Genomic DNA, 17,383 nt, shown 5'->3' with positions numbered 1-17,383 from the left:
ATCAGAAGGTCGCATAGGCGCGCACCGGGAAGGTGCCAACGTCCTCAAGCTTGATGGGCGCCGCATGAAAGCTGAAACCCGCGTCTGGCAACCGGTCGAGCCCGGTCAGATGTTCGACGATCGGGATGAGGGTGCGCGAACTGTCTCACCAACACGTGACAGTCTTATGATTTCCCTTCGCAACACGCCGCGGCCAATATGACCCCAGGCCGAGCCAAGGGGGTTCGGCCCAAGTCTAGTGCAAGGGGAAATACCCATGAAAATGACCTCGATTGGCAAACTGGCCATGACCACGGCGGGTGCCGCATTCGCAGCCTCGATGATCGTTGCCGGTCCGGTGGCCGCTGAAGGCAACAAGGGCAAGGAAAAGTGCTACGGCGTTGTCGCCAAGGGCGCCAACGACTGCGGCACGGCTAGCCACAGCTGCGCCGGACAGGCGAAAGAAGACCATGCGAAAGACGAATGGATCTATGTACCCGCCGGCCTTTGCGAGCGCCTTGCTGGCGGCTCGACCGAAGCCCCCAAGGCCTGATCCGGCTTGATCTGCGGCGGGGCGCGCGTCATGGCATCCAAGGGGAAGGGCACCGTGGGCATCAGCCTGAAGGCGATGCATTATGATGCCGTGCTGGACACGCGACCCGCCGTCGATTTTTTCGAAATTCACGCTGAAAATTATATGATGGCCGGCGGCCCGCACCGCCGCTATCTGGACCGGATCGCCGAACACTATCCGATTTCCCTTCATGGTGTCGGCCTGTCGCTCGGGTCCGCTGAAGGGATCAATGAAGCCCACCTCGCCCGCTTCCACCATCTGGTGGAAACCTACCGGCCCGTCTTCGTTTCCGAGCATCTTGCCTGGTCTGTCTCGGGCGGGGCGTATCTCGCCGACCTGTTGCCGCTGCCTCTGAATGCCGAAACGCTTGATGTGGTTTCTGCCAATGTGGCGCGGGTACAGGATGAGATCGGCCGGCCGCTGCTCGTGGAAAATCCCTCTGTCTATCTTGATTTCACCGGCCCCTCGATCCCGGAGGTCGAGTTTCTGGAGGCCCTTTGCGACCGCACTGGCTGCGGGCTCCTCTTGGATGTCAATAACATCGAGGTCAGCGCCCGCAACCTTGGCCTCAGCGCGGCGGATTATATCGACCGGGTGAATACCGACCGCATCGGCGAAATCCATCTGGCGGGGCACATCGAACGCGAGGTGGAAGGCGTGACCATCCTGATCGACGACCATGGCAGCCCGGTCAGCGACGCCGTGTGGGCGCTTTACCGCCGGCTGATTGAGCGCGCTGGGCCGAAGCCGACGCTTCTGGAACGCGACAATGAAATCCCGCCGCTTGCCGAGCTTGTAGATGAAAGCGAAAAAGCCCGCGCCATTCTGATCGAAGGATACGCCGTCCATGCCTGATCTTGCGACGCTGCAGAAGGCCATGAAGGCCGAAATACTAGGCGCCGGGCCCGAACCCGTGATTGGCCTTGCCGTGAATGGCCACGGGCTTGATCCGCATGCCCGGCTGCGCATCCATGCCAACACGTTGCGGCTTGGGCTCATCGATACGCTGATGGACCGCTATCCCGCCTGCCGTGCCTTTGTCGGCGATGAATATTGGCGCGCCGTTGCCCGTGCCTACGTGAGGGCCCACCCGCCGCACTCGGCGGTGCTTAACGATTATGGCGCCGGCATGGGTGATTTCCTGACCGATTTTACACCGACGCAGTCGCTGCCTTATCTGGCCGACCTCGCGCGGCTCGAATGGCTCATTCACGACATCCAGAACCGGGCCGGAGACGCCGAAGCACGGCTCACGAGTGCCCACCCGGTGTTTGACCTGTGGCGCGCGGCGAGCGGTCATATTGCGCCAGAGGCTGTGGACATGGGCGCGGGCGGGCAGCAGGTGCTGGTGGCCGGACGCAGCGGCGAAGTGCATGTTGAACTAGAAGGGGACGCAGCGTGAGCGCGCTTGTAATCAGATATCAGCAGGGGTCAGCGTGGCTGTCCAGCCTGCCGGGCGCTACTGCATTGGCGCCGCTCGCAGTGCGCCTTTGGCTCGCGCCGCTTTTTTATGCATCCGGGCGCACGAAAGCAGGTGACAGTTTCTGGGTGCCCTCGGATCTTGCCGTGACACTTTTCGAAGAAGAATACAGGCTGCCGCTCCTTGACCCTGGCCTTGCTGCACAACTTGCCTTGCTGGGCGAGACAATCCTGCCGGCCATGCTGCTGGTTGGTCTCGGCACCCGCTTTGCGGCCTTCGGGCTTCTCCTCATGGCTTTGGTCATCCAGCTCTTCGTCTACCCCAGCTATTGGATGGAACATTTGCCATGGATGGTCGGTTTTCTATCACTTTCGTTGACGGGAGGCGGGGCTGCTAGCCTTGACCGTGTGCTTGAGATGACTTTTTTTCGCAAAAGTAGAGATTAGTTGCGACTTTTTCGCAGGAAAACGCTTTATTTCCCCCACAAATGGGCTAACACTGCGCCAAACGAGTTGTTGGGGGTATTATGGACGAGATTGACCGCAAGATCCTTGATCTGCTGCAACAGGATACCACGTTAAGCACCGCTGAAATTGCATCGCGCGTCGGGCTCTCGACTACGCCTTGCTGGCGCCGCATCCAGTTGCTGGAACAGGAAGGCTATATCACTGCGCGGGTGGCACTGGTTGACCGGAACATGGTCAATGTGCCCTTGGATGTGTTTGTTGCGATCCGCACCAATGAGCATAACTGGGAATGGCTTGATGAGTTTGCCCGCCTTGTGGGCGAGTTCCCGGAAGTTGTCGAACTATACCGCATGAGCGGCGAGATCGACTATCTGATGCGGGTTGTGGTGCCGGACATGGCAGCTTATGACAAGTTCTACAAGGAACTCATCAAGCGGGTGAAGCTGACCGACGTCAGCTCTTCCTTCGCGATGGAACGCATCAAATACACAACAGCCCTCCCGCTCGATTATGTCGACGACAGCTCGAAGGGCAAACGAAGAGGCAAGTAGGAAATGATGGATCAGGCGGTCAGAAACGGCACCGAGGCACAGTCCGAACACAAGGTGGAAATCTTTCTGGCCGATTACGAACCGCCCAAAACGGTCGTTACCGACATCCATCTGACCTTCCGCCTTTTCGATACCCACGCGGATATCACTGCAACCAGCAAATTCAGGCGTCAGGGTGACCTTGCCGCCCCTATGATGCTGGACGCCGGCGACATGCTGGAAATCGTTTCGGTGAAACTTGACGGCGCACCGGCTGGTTTCAGCCGGGGCAAACGTGCGCTGACGGTTGAAGGGGCAGGGCCCGAAGGTACGCTTGAGGTCGTCACCCGCATCAAGCCGCAAAGCAATACGAAGCTTGAAGGGCTATATCGTTCTGGCGACATGTTCTGCACCCAGTGCGAGGCCGAAGGATTCCGCCAAATCACCGCTTTCCCTGACCGCCCGGACGTGATGGCACGCTATCGTGTGCGGATCGAGGCGGACAAGGCATCCTGTCCGGTGCTGCTGTCAAACGGCAATCCCGTGGCCGCCGGTGATCTGGGCGAGGGCCGCCACTATGCGGAATGGGAAGATCCGTTCCCGAAGCCGAGCTATCTGTTCGCTCTTGTCGCTGGCGATCTGGGCCATATTACAGACAGCTTTACGACTGCTTCAGGGCGTAAGGTAACGCTCAATATCTATGCCGCGCCGCGCGATCTCGACAAGTGCGACCATGCCATGGAATCGTTAAAGCGATCCATGAAGTGGGATGAAGAAGTCTATGGTCTTGAATATGATTTGGATCTTTTCAATATCGTGGCGGTTGGCGATTTCAACATGGGCGCCATGGAGAACAAGGGGCTGAACATCTTCAACACCAAATGTGTGCTGGCGAGCCCGGAGACGGCCACGGACCGGGACTATGACAGTGTTGAAGGCATCATCGGCCACGAATATTTTCATAACTGGACCGGCAACCGTGTTACCTGCCGCGACTGGTTCCAGCTCAGCCTGAAAGAAGGCCTGACCGTTTTCCGCGATCAGGAATTTTCGGCCGACATGGGCTCGCGCGCCGTCAAACGGCTGGAGGACGTGCGCATCCTGCGCTCGCACCAGTTTCCGGAAGACAGCGGCCCCCTCGCGCATCCGGTACGACCGGACCGGTACGTGGAAATCAACAATTTCTATACCGTCACCGTTTACAACAAGGGCGCCGAGGTCATCCGCATGATGCACCGCCTGATCGGTGCTGAAGCCTTCCGCAAGGGCATGGACCTCTATTTCGCGCGGCACGACGGGCAGGCTGTCACCTGTGACGACTTCGCCGCCGCCATGGCCGATGCGTCGGGCAAGGACCTCAGCCAGTTCAAGCGCTGGTATTCGCAGGCCGGCACGCCGGTGCTGAGTGTTTCGCGCGCCCGTAACGGCAATGAGGTTACCGTGACAATCGAGCAGGAAACCGCGCCAACGCCGGGCCAGCCTGTGAAGGAGCCGTTCCATATGCCGTTCATGATCGGCTGGATCGGGCCGGACGGGCAGGCGATCACGCCGGCCGTTTCGGGTGGCAACTGGCGGGATGACGGGTGCCTCCTTGAAATCCAGGAAGCCCGGCAGAGCTTCACTTTCAAGGACGTGCCCGAAGGTTCGGTGCCGAGTCTCCTGCGCGGCTTCACCGCCCCCGTGCTGCTGAAAAGCGACCTGACCCGCGACGACCTCGCCTTTCTCCTGCGGCACGACAGCGATCCGTTCGCCCGCTGGGAAGCCGCTCAGACGCTTGCGCGCGATCAGGTGCCGGGCCTGACGGCTACCCTTGCTGAAGGCCGCAACGCGCCCGCCGATACGCCTTTCAGCGATGCCGCCGGCAGCCTCTTTACCGACGATACGCTGGACCCGGCCTTCCTTGCCGAGCTTCTGACGCTGCCGGGCGAGGTCGAGCTTGGCCAGATGATGGACGTGCTGGAGCCCGGCCATCTGCATGCGGCGCGCGAAGCCACGCTCAACGATCTGGCCGCCCGCTATGAGGCCGAGATGCAGGCGCGGTACGATAGCCTTCGCACGAATGGTGGCTACAGGCAGGACGGGGCGGCGCGTTCGGCGCGGCGCTTGTCGAACCTGCTGCTGCAGTTCCTGGCGCGCCGGCCTGCCGGCGAAGCGCTGGTGAAGGCGCATTACGAGGCGGCGGACAATATGACCGATCGCATCGCTGCACTTTCTGCCGTCAGCGACAGCGATTTTGCTTGCCGCGATGAGATCCTTGCCGATTTCTACGAGCGCTCGAAAGACGAGCCATTAGTCCTCGACAAATGGTTTGCCGTGCAGGCAACAAGCCGCCGGGCCGACACCGTGCAAAAGGTGCGCGAGCTGGCCCGTCACCCGGCCTTCACGCTGAAGAATCCGAACCGGCTGCGGTCGCTGGTATCCAGCTTCACCATGCTCAATCAGGCGGGGTTCCATGAAGCGGGCGGGCAGGGCTATCGCTTTCTCGCTGAAACCATCCTTGCCGTGGACAAGATCAACCCGCTGATAGCCGCCCGGCTGGTAGCACCGCTCGGCCGCTGGGCCAAGCTGACCCCTACACGGCAGCGCATGATGCTCGACTCGCTGCGCTTCATCCTCGACGAGCCCAAGTTGAGTGACGATGTACGCGAACTCGCGAGCAAGTCCTTGAAGGGGTAGTGCTCTATAGCGTCGGTTGTGAATCGGCTGCCTGATTCTGTTCCATTTTGATACACCCTGTTCCGATTGCAATCGGCTGCCACCGGTTGCGATTGTATCCGGTGGCGATTGCAGACTTATCCCTTGAAATATCTGCACGAAAGCTCAACGTGAGGAAATAGGCCGCCTTGTCAGCCTGTTCGTATGCCGCACAGGGCCGACAAGATACTGGCGATGGTAAGAGATGCAGCCTATAATACCATTGCCAACCTAACTGGAGAGCAAGCAATGATGAAAAGTCCCGATCCGGTTGACGTACACGTTGGACAACGTGTGCGCGCAAGACGGAAAATGCTGGGCCTATCTCAAACGCAGCTTGGTAAAGACTTGGGGGTCACTTTCCAGCAAGTGCAGAAATACGAAAGAGGCACGAACCGCATCGGTTCGAGCCGCCTTTTCCGGCTTTCTGCGGCGCTTGATGTGCCTGTAGCCTATTTTTTCGAAGGCGCCGAAACCAAATTGTCCGGTTACAACCCTGTACCGGAAGGTCTGGATGCTGACGCATTCGAGAAGCAGGAAACTCTTGAACTTGTCGAAGCCTACTACCGTATTGCTGACCCGCGCGTCCGCAAGAAGGTTCTCGGCCTTGCAAGGCTACTGGCCAGCGGCATGGATGAACACGGGGTCTGACTGCGCCCTTTGAACATCCGATCCGAATTGGAAGGCGTGCCACGCTTGGCACGCCTTTTCCGTTTGCAGGCAGGCGAGGCGGCTTCTATAGAAATGACGCGTTTCAATCATATGCCCGGATGCCGCCATGCAGACCAATGCCTCCCCTTTCGATGACCTTCGCACCCTGATCGACCGCCTTCCTGCGCTCGACGACTGCGCCGGTCGCCATGTGCGGCAGCATCTGGCGGTCAAGGGGATAGTGACGGGTGCGATGCCCGATATCGCCGAATGGCTTGCCTCCGTGGCCGGGGGCGAGCATCCGGCGACGCGGGAGACCCATATCTGCCTTCTGGCATCGAGCTATGAAGACGGCGCAGACCCCGAAGCCATCACGGGCTTCATCGCCGAGGCATCCAAGGGCACGGCGCCTGTGAACCAGTTGTGCAAGCCGGGTGGGGTGGGCCTGCGCATCCTCGAACTGGCGCCGACCGTGCCTCACCGTGTGGATGTTGAGGCGCCGACATGGTCGGCCCGTGACATGATGGCGGCGGCGGCGTTCGGGATGGAAGCGGTGGCGGCTGGTGGCAATGTGCTGGGTCTTTCCGCGCTCGCTTTCGGGGGGGAAGCGCATGCAGCGACCCTGCTGACGGTGCTTGAGAAGGCAGGCGAGAGAGGCGACCCGCTTGAACTCGCCCGTCACTATGCTGGTCGCGAGGTGGCGGCACTGATCGGCGCCATCCTGGCGGCGCGCATGCAGAAGCTGGCGGTGATCCTTGACGGTGCAGCCGCCCTCTCAGCGGCAGCCGTCCTCTATACCCTGTCGCCTGCCGCCATCAGTCACTGCCGGCTTGCCGCCACAGAGACCGCAGAAATGGAAAAAGCGGCGGCCCGGATGGGTCTTACGCCGCTTTTGTCGCAATCAAGCGGGGCAGGCCCCGGTGCCGATGCTGCGCTTGCCGCCGGGCTGCTGGCCGCAGCGGCAAGTCTTGTCTGACCCTCAGATACTGTTTGTCGTGTCGAGGGCGTAACCGGCCGAACGGACGGTACGGATATAATCAGGCAGCGTGTCGCCGTTGATTGCCTTGCGCAGGCGGCGGATATGCACGTCCACGGTCCGCGGCTCCACATAGACGTCATAGCCCCAGACCGAGTCCAGAAGCTGCTCGCGGCTGAAGACCCGGCCAGGATTTTCCATGAAGTGGCGCAGCAGCCGATATTCGGTCGGCCCCAGATGGACCGGCTTTTCGGCGCGGGTCACCTGATGGGAAACGTTATCGAGCACGATATCCTTGAAGCGCAGTTGCTCGGCTGCCAGTGCTGGGCGCACCCGGCGCAGCACCGCCTGGATGCGTGCCACCAGTTCCTTCGGCGAGAAGGGCTTGGTGATATAATCATCGGCGCCGGTCTCGAGACCGCGGATACGGTCGGGCTCGTCTGCGCGGGCCGTCAGCATCAGGATCGGCGTGTGGGCTGTGCTGTTGTTGCGGCGCAGCCGACGGCAGATTTCAAGCCCTGAAAGATTGGGCAGCATCCAGTCCAGGAGGATCAGGTCAGGCGATTCTTCCGTGGCCAGAAGCAGGCCCTCTTCCCCGTCCGCCGCCGTGATCACGGAGAATTCGGCGCGGGTCAGGTTATATTTCACGAGTTCCGAGATATTCTCGTCATCCTCGATAAGCAGGATCTTCGTCTTCAAGCTTTCACTCCATTTCAGGCGCTGGCGTCGGGCCCGGACGTTACCGAGCTCGTCAGGTCATGCTTGGGGCGCGTATCCTCAAGGATCGTGCCTTTGACGCTGTAATAGATCTGTTCCGCCAGATTGGTTGTCTGGTCGCCGATGCGTTCCAGATTCTTGGCAATCATCAGAAGGTGGGTCCAGGTGTTGATATGATCCGGCATTTCCACCATCCGGGCGATCAGTTGCCGGTAGGCGGTGTTATGCAGATTGTCGAGCTGCTCGTCGCGGTACCACACATCCATGGCTGCATCGGCATTGTGGCGGACATAGGCGTCCATCACGTCGCGCAGCATGGTGGCGGCAAGCTCGCTCATCTGCACGATTGTCGGGGGGAAGCCGACCGGGCGTTCCTGGGCGATGGCGATGGTCCGCTTGGCGATATTCTTGGCATAGTCGCCGGCGCGCTCTAACACCGCCGACATCTTGAGGCTGGAGATGATCTCGCGCAGGTCATCGGCTACCGGGGCACGGCGAGCGAAGATCGAAACGGCAGTGTTTTCCACCTGGATTTCAAGGTCATCGATCTGGCGGTCGCCGGCTTTCACCTTGGCGGCCAGTTCGACATCATATTCAGAAAGTGCCGTGATGGCGGCGGAAAGCTGGTCTTCCACCAGACCGCCCATACGGCTGATCAGGCTTCTCAGTTCGCGAATTTCCGCATCGTATGATTTCACGATATGTTCCATGGTTTTTCCCTCACCCGTCCTTAGCCGAACCGGCCAGTGATATAATCGCGCGTGCGTTCCTCGCGCGGGGTGGTGAAGATTTGCGTGGTTTCGCCCATCTCGACAAGGTTGCCGAGGTGGAAGAAGGCGGTCTTCTGCGAGATACGGGCAGCCTGCTGCATGCTGTGGGTCACGATCGCGATGGCGTAGCGGCCCTTGAGTTCCTCGATGAGCGCCTCGACGCGCGCCGTGGCGATGGGGTCCAAGGCCGAGCAGGGCTCGTCCATCAGGATCACCTCGGGGTTCACGGCAATCGCCCGGGCGATGCAAAGGCGCTGCTGCTGACCGCCCGAAAGCGCCGTGCCGGGGGTATCGAGGCGGTCCTTCACCTCATTCCAGAGGCCGGCTTTTTCGAGGCTCGTGGCGACGATCTCGTCAAGATCGAGCCGCGTTTCGGCAAGGCCGTGGATGCGCGGGCCGTAGGCGACGTTTTCATAGATCGATTTCGGGAAGGGGTTCGGTTTCTGGAACACCATGCCGACACGGGCGCGCAGTTGCACCACATCGATCTTGTTGTCGTAGATATCCTTGCCATCAAGCGTGATCGAACCTTCGACACGGCAGGTGGCAACGGTATCGTTCATGCGGTTGAGGCACCGCAGGAAGGTGGATTTGCCGCAACCCGACGGGCCGATCAGGGCTGTTACCTCATCCTGGTGCAGGTCAAGGTTCACGCCTTTCACAGCATGGGTTTCGCCATAATAGACATGGACGTCCCTTGCGGCCATTTTCGGGGTACGGGTGGTTTGGGTCACTTCAGGCATCGCTTCGGTCATCCGGGACAGTTGATCAGGCATAGCGGACATTACCATTTCCGTTCGAATTTCTGACGCAGTTTGATGGCTACCGCATTCATCATGATGAGGAAAAACAACAGTACCATGATGGCGGCTGAAGTTTTTTCGGCAAAGGCCCGCTCCGGGCTATCCGCCCAGAGATAGACCTGCACGGGCAGGGCAGTGGCGGCGCCCGTGATGCCGGACGGAATGTCGACAATGAAGGCGACCATGCCGATCATCAGGAGCGGCGCGGTTTCACCGAGCGCCTGCGCCATGCCGATGATGGTGCCGGTCAGGATGCCGGGCATCGCAAGCGGCAGCACATGGTGGAAAATCACCTGCATCGGCGACGCGCCAAGGCCGCGGGCTGCATCGCGGATCGACGGCGGCACTGCCTTGATGGCGGCGCGGCTGGCAATGATGATGGTCGGCAGCGTCATGAGCGCAAGGGTAAACCCGCCGACAAGCGGCGCCGAGCGCGGCAGGTGCATAGTGCCGATGAAGACGGCAAGGCCCAGAAGACCGAAGACGATCGACGGCACGGCTGCGAGGTTGTTGATGTTGATTTCAAGGAAATCGGTGAAGCGGTTCTGCGGCGCAAATTCTTCAAGATAGATGGCCGTCAGCACACCAACGGGGAACGCGAGGATCAGCGTTACAAACAGCGTGAGCGCCGAGCCCACGACCGCACCCCAAACGCCCGCCATTTCCGGGTTGCGGCTGTCGCCCGACGTCAGGAAGGTGGTGTGAAATTTCACATCCACGCGGCCGGCATCTTCAAGTTTCTGCAGCCAAGCCAGTTCGCGGTCGGAAACCCGGCGGTCTCCTTCGTCGGTCTCGGTATCGATATTGCCCTTCACCACCTGGTCGATATCATCAGAAGCAAGCAGCCAAAGTTTCTGGCGCGTGCCGACAACATTTGGGTTTTCGGTCACGAACTGGGCAAGCTGGCCACGCACGCCGGTGCTGAAGATCTTGATAAGCGCCCGCTTTTCGCTGCGGCTTGTCACTTCGGGGAAAGTTTCCTCAAGCGACTTGGCAACGAGACCCAGCATGTTGGCGCGGCGTACCGAATTGGCAAACTCTTCCGGGGTCATGGTGCGCGGGTCGCCGAGCACCTTCACGGGAAGCTCGACTTCCGTCTCGATATACGTCTGGAAGAAGCCGCCGGTGCCCTGGCTGATGATATTGCCGAGGAGCACAACAAGGAAGAGCGCAGAGATTGCCACTGCACCAAGGCCGGCGGCGCGGAAGATGCGTTCCTGCCGGTAGCGGCGCGCCGTGCGCCGTTGCATTTCCTTGCTGTCCCACAGGGTCGGACTGTCGATTTTCGAGGGCGTCGTCATGGAGCGGGCCTCAATCGTAAATCTCGCGATATTTCCGCACGACGCGGATCGCAATCATGTTGAAGAAAAGGGTGACGACGAAAAGGACGAGGCCGAGCGCGAAGGCGGAAAGTGTCTTGGCGCTGTCAAATTCCTGGTCACCGGTCAGCAGGGCGACAATCTGCACTGTCACGGTCGTGACCGCTTCGAACGGGTTGGCCGTCAGGTTTGGCTGCATGCCGGCGGCCATCACCACAATCATGGTTTCGCCAACGGCGCGGCTCACGGCCAGCAGAAACGCGCCGACAATGCCGGGGAGCGCCGCGGGCAGGATCACCTTGCGGATGGTTTCCGAAGGCGTGGCACCAAGGGCAAGCGAACCATCGGAAAGGCTGCGCGGCACGGCAGTGATCGCATCGTCAGACAGGGACGAGACGAACGGAATGATCATGATGCCCATCACGACGCCGGCTGCAAGCGCGCTTTCGCTGGCGATATCCAACCCGACGCTCAGCCCCATGTCGCGGAAAAGTGGCGCTATCGTGAGGGCGGCGAAGAAGCCGTAAACCACGGTCGGCACGCCTGCGAGGATCTCAAGGGCCGGTTTCGCCACGGCGCGGACCCGGCCGCTTGCATATTGGGTCAGATAGATTGCAGCGAGCAGCCCGATGGGGCCAGCAACCGCCATGGCCAGAAGGCTGATCAGCAGCGTGCCGGCAAACAGGGGCACAGCCCCGAAGGCACCGGATGAGCCGACCTGGTCGGCGCGCAGCGCGGTTTGCGGGCTCCATTTCAGGCCGAAGAGGAATTCGCTGATCGGCACCTGCTGGAAGAAACGCAGGCTTTCGAAAAGCAGCGAGGCAACGATACCGACAGTGGTGAGAACGGCAAGCGTCGAGCAGGCGATAAGCACCACACGCATGATCGTCTCGACCTTGTTGCGGGCGCGGAATTCGGGGCTTGTCGCCTTCAGGGCAAAGGCAAGACCCGCGAGGCCTGCAAGAAGAGCTGCAGCGAAGGTAACCCAGACAGCTTCTCCGTGGGCTTCACGGTAAAACTTGGCGGCCGCGAGGATCGTCGGGTCTTTTTCAACCCGGTCACCCTGATCGACAGCGATACGGACGCGGTTCAGCACCAGATGGTCTTCAACACCTTCGGTGGCGACTGCCCCTTCCGGAATTGAATTCATGGTCATCCGCTCCAGCACGAAGTCGCCGAAGGTGAGCCACAGAACGAGGATCAGGGTGCTTGGCAGGATAACGAGGGACGCGGCGAAATAGCCATAGTGGCGGGGCAGGCTGTGCAGGTCGCTACGGCGACCGCCAACGGTGGCAAGCGACCGCTGCCGTCCGGCGGCAAAGGCGGCAAGCGAGAGAAGCAGGATGATGACGGAGATGGCTGAACTGGTCATCTGGTCTTTCCGGGTGCTGGCCGACTGGTAGTATAGGCCGTTTCAGGCAGTGGGGAAACGGGGCGGTTTGTCTCCGCCCCGCTTTCGATAATGCTGTTACTTCAGGCTGAGCGGCTTGAGGGCGGCAACGTCTTCCGCAACCGTGGCGCGCTCGTCTTCCGGGAGCGGGATCAGGCCGCGGTCGGCCAGATAGCCCATGTCACCCCAGGTTGCTTCGCTCGTGAATTCGGTCAGGAATTCCTTGATGCCGGGCACAACGCCAACATGCGCTTTTTTCACATAGACATAAAGCGAACGCGAAACCGGATAGTCGCCCGACGAGATGGCTTCAAAGGTCGGCTCGACGGCTTCGGCATCATCCTTGGCAACCGGGAAGGCCTGCAGGACGTCGCTATTCTGGTCGAGGAAGCTGTAGCCGAAGACACCGACAGCGCGGCCATCAGCCTGAAGCTTCTGGACGATCAGGTTGTCATTCTCGCCAGCTTCAACATAGGCGCCGTCTTCACGAACGGTCTGGCAGACCTGCTTGTGCTTGTTCTCGTTCGATTTCTTGAGCGCGGCATTGCCCTTGAAGAAGTCGCAGCCGACTTCTAGCGCGAGTTCGACAAAGGCGTCACGGGTACCGGAGGTCGGCGGCGGGCCGAGGACGACGATTTCCTCGTTCGGCAGGCTCGGGTCGATCTCGTTCCAGCGCTTGAATGGGTTGGGGATCAGGTGGCCTTCACCGCCATCGGTGCCCGGAGCCGGGACCTGAGCTGCGAGCGCAAGATAGATGTGATGCAGCGCAAGCGTCATCGAGGGCGAGGTTTTGGCAGCAGCCATCACGATGCCGTCAAAGCCGATCTTCATTTCGACGATTTCGCTGACGCCGTTGGCGGCGCACATATCAACTTCCGACTGCTTGATGCGGCGCGAGGAGTTGGTGATGTCGGGGTGTGCCGTACCGACGCCACCACAGAAAAGTTTCAGGCCGCCGCCGGAACCGGTCGATTCAACGATCGGGGCCTTGAAGTTGGTGGTGCGGCCGAACTCTTCCGCCACGGCGGTCGAGAAGGGGAATACGGTCGAGGAGCCGACAATGCGGATCTGGTCGCGCGACTGAGCATGCGCACCCGTCGAGCCAATGAAGGCGAGGGCGGCGATAGTGCCAAGGAGATACTTTTTCATTTCTGGTGGCTCCGATTGTTATCGTAACGCGGTGAGCGGCCAATCTGGTGATACCGGGTGCTGGATGCGGCCCGTCCGACTGGCTTTCTCGGGTGCTCCCTTGGTACAATGCCTGTGTTACAGTTTCATGACAGACTGTAACAATTGGCTAACCTGTTTATTTTGCGTCACTTTTTGAAACGGGCAGGACGAAGGCGAAGGACGAGCCTTTGCCGACTTCGCTCCTGATGTCGAGATTTGTTTCATGACGTAAAAGGATATGCTTGACGATGGCGAGGCCGAGGCCCGTGCCGCCCATTTTGCGCGAACGTGCCGTATCGATCCGGTAGAAGCGCTCGGTGAGGCGTGTCAGGTGTTCGGGCGCGATCCCGGGGCCTTCATCTGCCACCGCGATGCGTACCTTCGCTGCGCCCGGCATAAGCTCGGCCTTCACATGCACGGTGGTGCCGCGATTGGCATATTTGATGGCATTCATCAGAAGGTTCAGCAGCACCTGCGTGATCTGGTCATCGTCACCGCGAACGCTCGGCAGGCCAGCCGCGACTTCGTTGGAAATAACGATATCACGCTCGCCAGCCTGACCGACAAGCGCATTGATCACATTGCCGATGACGAGGCCAATCTCGAACTGGGTGTCCGGCGCCACATGGCGCGACATCTCGATCCGCGACAGCGAGAGAAGGTCATCGATCAGCCGGGCCATACGCTCGGCTTCCTTCTGCATGATCGAAAGGAACCGCTGAGTGGCATCCGGGTCGTCACGGGCAGGGCCCTGGATCGTTTCGATGGCGCCGATCACAGACGAAAGCGGCGTGCGCAGCTCGTGGCTGGCATTCGCCACGAAATCGGCGCGCATCTGCTCGGTCCTGAGAAGGCTCGTGACCTCGTAAAAATAGATCATGGCTTGCCGTCCGCCGCGCGCCGAACGCTCGGCAAGCGGGGCGATGGTGATATCGAAGCTGCGATCATGTGCTGCGGTATAACGCAGCGAACCGGCGAGTTGCGGGCCGTCCGTGAGGGCCGCGTCTACCGACTGCACGATGCGCGGATGGCGCAGGAAAAGGAATACGTCTTCGTCGACAAGATTGGCGCCAAGAAACGCGGTTGCGGCATCGTTGGCGAAAACGATCTTGTGCTGGTCGTCAACGATCAGCACGGGCGAGGGCAGGCCGTTCAGCGCATGGGCGCGCATCGACATGGTTCCTTCCGTCTGCACTTCTTCAGGCTCCGGGTGAGCAGCATGACGGGCGCGCAGGATATCCAGCCGCCGCTTGCCTTCAAGCTGCACCAGCAGCACGATTGCCGCACCACCGACCGTGATGACGGTGGCAGGTGTCGTCAGCCCGAGGGTCCACATGAGGACAAGCAACAGCACCAGAACCGCGATAACGGAGCGTTCGCTGAGGAGGCTCTTGTAGCTATTGTCTGCGGGTTCCATGGGTGCCTGGCTCTGTTCACGGCGGCGTAGCCGGATTGGCACGCCGGGGTCATACAATCTGGATGCAGGAATCGTGTCCCGCAGTCGTGCAGACAATGAATGACACTAATGTTACAGATTGATGAAGGCCAGATTCTTTATCTCAGCCCCGCAGAATCCCGGGGATATCTACAAGGCTGTCGACAATGGCATCCGCGTCGAGATCGGCAAGGTTGCCGTTCAGGTAACCATAACTCACAAGAATGCTCGGGATGCCCGCTGCCCGCGCGGCTGCCGTATCACTGACCGTATCGCCTACCATCACGGCACGGCCGGTGCCACCCATCAGCGCGAGCGTTTCGGTAAGGTGCCGGGGATCTGGCTTGCGGAACGGGAAGCTGTCGCCGCCGGTCACGGCAATGAAGCGTTGGCGGATGCCAAGGGCTTCGAGAAGCGGCTCGGCCAGATGCAGGGGCTTGTTGGTGCAGACGGCCGACTTGATGCCGCGGGCATCAAGCGCATCCAGCATCTCAAGCGTGCCGTCATAGAGGCGGCTCTCGATGCAGAGATTGTCCTTGTAGAAATCAAGGAATGTCGGGAGCAGGGCATCGAGATCAAATCCGTTGATCCCCCCGGTATGCATCAGTCCCTTCTCGATCAGTCGCCGTGCCCCTTCGCCGACCATATGACGGACGGCTTCGATCGGGATTTCAGGACGCCCGACGCTTGTCAGCACATGGTTTGTGGCGCGGTGCAGATCGGGGGCGGAGTCCACAAGGGTTCCGTCAAGATCGAAGACGATACGCTCTACATCAAAAGGCACGACAAACATGAACTGGCTTTCGTTCCGGGGCTCGTTTATGGGCTGGGTTATGCCGTCTGGCGAGGGGATTTACAAGCGATCAAGGTTAAGAAATCGTCACTGAAAGCGACAGAAATTGTAGCCTTTCCCGCCGTTTTCCGGTCTCGCTGACAATTGACTTGCCATTAAGGCGGCTGCATTGTTTATGGACGCGCCGGAAATTGCGAATTTTCGGCGGCCTATGGAATTTTCTGTCGCGGCGCCCTGGCGCCGAATTTTGAGAAAGGTTACCTCAATGAGTGATTGGCGCCCAGACAGCTGGCGGTCTCGCCCCGTCGTGCAGGTGCCGGACTATCCGGATACTGAGCGACTCGGGCAAGTCGAAAGGGAACTTTCGAGCTATCCGCCGCTCGTGTTTGCCGGCGAGGCCCGCCGTCTCAAAGCCCAGCTTGCGCAAGTCGCAAACGGCAAGGCGTTCCTCCTGCAGGGGGGCGACTGTGCTGAAAGCTTTGCCGAGTTCCATCCAAACAATATCCGAGACACCTTCCGTGTGCTGCTGCAGATGGCGGTCGTTCTGACCTTTGCTGCAAGCTGCCCTGTGGTGAAGCTCGGCCGGATGGCTGGCCAGTTCGCCAAGCCGCGTTCGGCGGGCACCGAAACTATCGACGGTGTGGAACTGCCGAGCTACCGGGGTGACATCATCAACGGTATGGAGTTCGAGGAAGGCGCCCGCCTGCCTGATCCCGCCCGTATGCTCAAGGCCTACAGCCAGGCTGCTGCGACGCTCAATCTGCTGCGTGCTTTCGCGCAGGGCGGCTATGCCAACCTGATGTCGGTACACCAGTGGAATCTCGATTTCGTGTCGCAAAGCGGCGCGGGTGAGCGTTACAAGGCAATCGCCGACCAGATCGGCAATGCGCTCGCTTTCATGGAAGCCTGCGGCATCCACCCGGCCGAGATTCCGCAACTGCAGGGCACGGACTTCTACACCAGCCACGAAGCGCTGCTGCTGGGCTACGAGCAGGCCATGACCCGCATCGACAGCACAAGCGGCCGTTGGTACGACACCTCGGCACACTTCCTGTGGGTTGGTGACCGTACGCGTCAGGTTGATGGCGCCCATGTGGAATTCCTCTCGGGCATCGGCAATCCGATTGCCTCGAAGGTTGGCCCGTCGACGGAACCGGACGACCTCATTCGTTTGATCGACAAGCTCAATCCTTCGAACGAAGCGGGCCGGCTGACGCTGATCAGCCGTTTCGGCGCCGACAAGGTCGAAGAATATCTGCCGCGCCTGCTGCGCCGCGTGAAATCCGAAGGCCGCACTGTTGTGTGGTCGTGCGATCCAATGCACGGCAACACGGTGAAGGCGGCCGGCGGCCTGAAAACCCGCCCGTTCGACCGCGTGCTGAAGGAAGTGAAGCAGGTATTTGCCGTTCACCGCGCCGAAGGCACCTATGCCGGCGGCATCCATCTGGAGCTGACAGGGCAGAATGTCACCGAATGCACCGGCGGCGCCGTGGCGATCACCGAAGAAGGCCTGTCGAGCCGCTATCACACCCACTGTGACCCGCGCCTCAATGCCAGCCAGTCGATCGAGCTCGCCTTCCAGCTGGCGGAAGCTCTGAAGGAAGAACGCGACGCGATGGCGGCAAGCGCAGCCGCCTGATAAATATTGTCACCCCGGCCTTGAGCCGGGGTCCAGTCTTCTGTAGACGCTGGATG

At 60.4% G+C, this 17,383-nt stretch carries 17 protein-coding genes and 1 pseudogene; 9 read left to right on the top strand and 9 right to left on the bottom strand.

The window, feature by feature from the left end; genetic code table 11:
• Position 1: 1 nt before the first annotated feature.
• Positions 2 to 127, bottom strand: a pseudogene (locus OU694_RS16380) (cyclase family protein); the annotation flags it as partial.
• A gap of 129 nt (positions 128 to 256) precedes the next feature.
• Between OU694_RS16380 and OU694_RS05800 the strand changes: the two are divergent.
• From OU694_RS05800 to OU694_RS05765, 8 genes are all read left to right on the top strand, one after another.
• Positions 257 to 532, top strand: a complete 276-nt coding sequence (locus tag OU694_RS05800) for a BufA1 family periplasmic bufferin-type metallophore (protein ID WP_308910034.1) — start codon at positions 257 to 259, stop codon at positions 530 to 532.
• Positions 533 to 562: 30 nt separating this feature from the next.
• Positions 563 to 1,408, top strand: coding sequence for an MNIO family bufferin maturase (gene bufB, locus OU694_RS05795; RefSeq protein WP_308910033.1), 846 nt, complete (start codon positions 563 to 565; stop codon positions 1,406 to 1,408).
• On the top strand, positions 1,401 to 1,955 hold the full coding sequence (locus OU694_RS05790; protein WP_308910032.1) for an HvfC/BufC family peptide modification chaperone: 555 nt from the start codon (positions 1,401 to 1,403) through the stop codon (positions 1,953 to 1,955). Before bufB ends, OU694_RS05790 begins: the two co-directional genes overlap by 8 nt.
• The gene (locus OU694_RS05785; protein ID WP_308910031.1) at positions 1,952 to 2,419 is read left to right on the top strand and encodes a DoxX family protein; all 468 of its coding nucleotides are present in this window, start codon (positions 1,952 to 1,954) and stop codon (positions 2,417 to 2,419) included. Before OU694_RS05790 ends, OU694_RS05785 begins: the two co-directional genes overlap by 4 nt.
• Before the next feature lie 80 nt (positions 2,420 to 2,499).
• Entirely contained in the window at positions 2,500 to 2,991 is a 492-nt protein-coding gene (locus OU694_RS05780) for an Lrp/AsnC family transcriptional regulator (protein WP_308910030.1), read from the top strand.
• Between the two features lie 3 nt (positions 2,992 to 2,994).
• Positions 2,995 to 5,646 carry an aminopeptidase N gene (gene pepN / locus OU694_RS05775; RefSeq protein WP_308910029.1) on the top strand — a complete coding sequence of 884 codons (2,652 nt, stop codon included), beginning with the start codon at positions 2,995 to 2,997 and terminating at the stop codon, positions 5,644 to 5,646.
• A gap of 267 nt (positions 5,647 to 5,913) precedes the next feature.
• The gene (locus tag OU694_RS05770) at positions 5,914 to 6,315 is read left to right on the top strand and encodes a helix-turn-helix domain-containing protein (protein ID WP_289502531.1); all 402 of its coding nucleotides are present in this window, start codon (positions 5,914 to 5,916) and stop codon (positions 6,313 to 6,315) included.
• 127 nt (positions 6,316 to 6,442) lie between these two features.
• A complete protein-coding gene (locus OU694_RS05765; protein ID WP_308910028.1) occupies positions 6,443 to 7,291 on the top strand; it encodes a nicotinate-nucleotide--dimethylbenzimidazole phosphoribosyltransferase in 849 nt (282 codons plus the stop codon).
• A gap of 3 nt (positions 7,292 to 7,294) precedes the next feature.
• Here OU694_RS05765 and phoB read toward each other — a convergent pair whose 3' ends face one another.
• The 8 genes from phoB to gph all read right to left on the bottom strand — a co-directional run bounded on the left by phoB (position 7,295) and on the right by gph (position 15,688).
• Positions 7,295 to 7,990 carry a phosphate regulon transcriptional regulator PhoB gene (phoB, locus tag OU694_RS05760; protein ID WP_308910027.1) on the bottom strand — a complete coding sequence of 232 codons (696 nt, stop codon included), beginning with the start codon at positions 7,988 to 7,990 and terminating at the stop codon, positions 7,295 to 7,297.
• Positions 7,991 to 8,004: 14 nt separating this feature from the next.
• Positions 8,005 to 8,718 (bottom strand): phosphate signaling complex protein PhoU, encoded by a 714-nt coding sequence (gene phoU, locus OU694_RS05755; protein ID WP_308910026.1) that lies wholly within the window; start codon positions 8,716 to 8,718, stop codon positions 8,005 to 8,007.
• Positions 8,719 to 8,738: 20 nt separating this feature from the next.
• On the bottom strand, positions 8,739 to 9,533 hold the full coding sequence (pstB, locus tag OU694_RS05750; RefSeq protein ID WP_373460259.1) for a phosphate ABC transporter ATP-binding protein PstB: 795 nt from the start codon (positions 9,531 to 9,533) through the stop codon (positions 8,739 to 8,741).
• Positions 9,534 to 9,562: 29 nt separating this feature from the next.
• Complete coding sequence (pstA, locus tag OU694_RS05745) at positions 9,563 to 10,882, bottom strand: phosphate ABC transporter permease PstA (protein ID WP_308910025.1); 1,320 nt, start codon at positions 10,880 to 10,882, stop codon at positions 9,563 to 9,565.
• Positions 10,883 to 10,892: 10 nt separating this feature from the next.
• Positions 10,893 to 12,272: a phosphate ABC transporter permease subunit PstC gene (pstC, locus tag OU694_RS05740; protein WP_308910024.1), complete on the bottom strand. Its 1,380-nt coding sequence runs from the start codon at positions 12,270 to 12,272 to the stop codon at positions 10,893 to 10,895.
• 96 nt (positions 12,273 to 12,368) lie between these two features.
• On the bottom strand, positions 12,369 to 13,439 hold the full coding sequence (locus tag OU694_RS05735; RefSeq protein ID WP_308910023.1) for a substrate-binding domain-containing protein: 1,071 nt from the start codon (positions 13,437 to 13,439) through the stop codon (positions 12,369 to 12,371).
• A 157-nt stretch (positions 13,440 to 13,596) separates the two neighbouring features.
• Positions 13,597 to 14,877, bottom strand: coding sequence for an ATP-binding protein (locus tag OU694_RS05730; RefSeq protein ID WP_308910022.1), 1,281 nt, complete (start codon positions 14,875 to 14,877; stop codon positions 13,597 to 13,599).
• Between the two features lie 142 nt (positions 14,878 to 15,019).
• Positions 15,020 to 15,688, bottom strand: coding sequence for a phosphoglycolate phosphatase (gene gph / locus OU694_RS05725; RefSeq protein WP_308910021.1), 669 nt, complete (start codon positions 15,686 to 15,688; stop codon positions 15,020 to 15,022).
• Between the two features lie 265 nt (positions 15,689 to 15,953).
• Between gph and OU694_RS05720 the strand changes: the two genes are divergently transcribed.
• Complete coding sequence (locus OU694_RS05720; RefSeq protein ID WP_308910020.1) at positions 15,954 to 17,327, top strand: class II 3-deoxy-7-phosphoheptulonate synthase; 1,374 nt, start codon at positions 15,954 to 15,956, stop codon at positions 17,325 to 17,327.
• Positions 17,328 to 17,383: the final 56 nt, after the last annotated feature.

Origin of the sequence: Pseudokordiimonas caeni, assembly GCF_026719705.1 — a bacterium.
GTDB lineage: Bacteria > Pseudomonadota > Alphaproteobacteria > Sphingomonadales > Kordiimonadaceae > Gimibacter > Gimibacter caeni.
Note: the sequence above shows the minus strand (reverse complement) of the source record. Positions and strands in the feature narration are given on the sequence as shown.

Bases quoted from the DNA above. Each gene is read 5' to 3' on its own strand.
- bufB (WP_308910033.1), top strand. From the start codon at position 563: ATGGCATCCAAGGGGAAGGGCACCGTGGGCATCAGCCTGAAGGCGATG.
- OU694_RS05720 (WP_308910020.1), top strand. From the start codon at position 15,954: ATGAGTGATTGGCGCCCAGACAGCTGGCGGTCTCGCCCCGTCGTGCAG.
- pepN (WP_308910029.1), top strand. From the start codon at position 2,995: ATGATGGATCAGGCGGTCAGAAACGGCACCGAGGCACAGTCCGAACAC.
- OU694_RS05800 (WP_308910034.1), top strand. From the start codon at position 257: ATGAAAATGACCTCGATTGGCAAACTGGCCATGACCACGGCGGGTGCC.
- gph (WP_308910021.1), bottom strand. From the start codon at position 15,688: ATGTTTGTCGTGCCTTTTGATGTAGAGCGTATCGTCTTCGATCTTGAC.
- OU694_RS05790 (WP_308910032.1), top strand. From the start codon at position 1,401: ATGCCTGATCTTGCGACGCTGCAGAAGGCCATGAAGGCCGAAATACTA.
- phoU (WP_308910026.1), bottom strand. From the start codon at position 8,718: ATGGAACATATCGTGAAATCATACGATGCGGAAATTCGCGAACTGAGA.
- pstA (WP_308910025.1), bottom strand. From the start codon at position 10,882: ATGACGACGCCCTCGAAAATCGACAGTCCGACCCTGTGGGACAGCAAG.
- pstB (WP_373460259.1), bottom strand. From the start codon at position 9,533: ATGACCGAAGCGATGCCTGAAGTGACCCAAACCACCCGTACCCCGAAA.
- OU694_RS05770 (WP_289502531.1), top strand. From the start codon at position 5,914: ATGATGAAAAGTCCCGATCCGGTTGACGTACACGTTGGACAACGTGTG.
- OU694_RS05765 (WP_308910028.1), top strand. From the start codon at position 6,443: ATGCAGACCAATGCCTCCCCTTTCGATGACCTTCGCACCCTGATCGAC.
- OU694_RS05735 (WP_308910023.1), bottom strand. From the start codon at position 13,439: ATGAAAAAGTATCTCCTTGGCACTATCGCCGCCCTCGCCTTCATTGGC.
- pstC (WP_308910024.1), bottom strand. From the start codon at position 12,272: ATGACCAGTTCAGCCATCTCCGTCATCATCCTGCTTCTCTCGCTTGCC.
- OU694_RS05780 (WP_308910030.1), top strand. From the start codon at position 2,500: ATGGACGAGATTGACCGCAAGATCCTTGATCTGCTGCAACAGGATACC.
- OU694_RS05730 (WP_308910022.1), bottom strand. From the start codon at position 14,877: ATGGAACCCGCAGACAATAGCTACAAGAGCCTCCTCAGCGAACGCTCC.